The following is a 1,463-nucleotide window of genomic DNA, read 5'->3' as shown; positions in this document are numbered from 1 at the left end:
ACTGCGGCTGCCGCTGCCGGCCGGGCTCGCCTACGATCGAGCGGGCACAATTGTTCTCAATCCGGATGAGGAGGTGCGCGCCCGTCTTCATCTCGTGTTTGCTAAATTCCGGGAACTGCAAAGTGCGCGCCGTGTGATGCGTTACTTGGACAGGAATGGATTGTCCTTGCCGGTTCGGCCGCTGCTTGGACCTTCTCCACACGAGATCGTCTGGCGTGCGCCAGATAGCACACGCGTCCTTAATATCCTTCAGAATCCGGCCTATGCTGGGGCGTATGTTTATGGCCGCCGGCAAAAGGACCCGAGCCGATGCCGGCGGGGATCGCTGACGGGAACGGTCAAGGTAGCGATCGCGGATTGGGCGGTTTGCCTCCACGCCGCTCACCCAGGCTATATCAGCTGGGAGGAGTTCATGGCCAACCAGGGGCGATTGGCAGATAACGTCTGCCGCTATGAGGCAAGACACTCTGGCGTACCGCGCAAGGGGGCAGCCCTGTTACAAGGAATTGCGGTCTGCGGTCGTTGTGGACGGCGCATGAGCATGCGCTACACGGGCCCGAATGCCGACTATCCGGTCTATTGCTGCCGCTCGGATCGGGACCAGCGAGGCAGTGCAATGTGCCAGGAAGTCCGGGCCCTGGCGGTTGACGCGCTGGTCGAGCGGATAGTCCTCGACGCCCTGGTGCCGGATCAGATTGAGATCGCACTCGCAGCCGCGGGCCAACTGGAGCAGGAGAGCCGTCAGCTCGAGCGCCAGTGGGCGCTTCGCGTGGAGCGCGCCCGCTACGAGGCCGAGCGCGCTCGGCGCCAGTATGACGCCGTAGAGCCCGAGAACCGTCTTGTGGCGCGCTCACTTGAGCGGGCTTGGGAAGAGAGGCTGCGTGTCGCAGAGGCGGTCGAGCAGGAGCATGCGCGTTGGCGCGGGCAAGAGCCGCTTCTGATTGGCCCGGCGGAATGCGCAGGGCTACAAGCGCTCGGCGAGAACCTGCCGCGGATTTGGAACGCGGCCACCACGTCGGCAGCCGATCGCAAGCGCATTCTGCGATTTGTGATCCGCGAAGTCGTTCTTGATCAGAAGCGGACCCGAGGTCAGGTGTGGCTCAAGATCGTCTGGCAGACCGGTGCAACCAGCGAGCATCACGTGCAACGGCGCGTTCAGACATACCGTGATTACATCGACATTGATCGGTTGCGGCAACGGATCGTCGAGTTGAATGCTGAACACAAAATGGATGCCGAGATCGCGGCAATACTCAATCAGGAAGGCTTCGTCGCGGCTCGAGGCTGCGCCTTCAAAGGCGAGAATGTCTGGCTGTTGCGTACCCGCTGGGGCATTCCCACCGTCAAAATCAACGGCGTGGACAAGAATCCGATGCGCTGGCCCGATGGAAGCTTCTCAATTCAGGGCGCAGCGGCTGAGCTTGGAGTGACCCCGCAGACGGTGTTCGATTATCTCGCGCGGG

2 pseudogenes are annotated in these 1,463 nt (G+C 62.3%); both read left to right on the top strand.

Annotated features, from left to right (window positions below):
• Positions 1–73: 73 nt before the first annotated feature.
• Positions 74–430: pseudogene (locus AC066Y_RS43185) on the top strand (recombinase family protein); the annotation flags it as partial.
• A 105-nt stretch (positions 431–535) separates the two neighbouring features.
• Positions 536–1,463, top strand: a pseudogene (locus AC066Y_RS43180) (recombinase family protein); the annotation flags it as partial.

This window comes from Bradyrhizobium sp. USDA3010 (assembly GCF_056429065.1).
The sequence above is the reverse complement of the archived record's forward strand: the minus strand, read 5'-3'. Positions and strand labels throughout refer to the sequence as shown.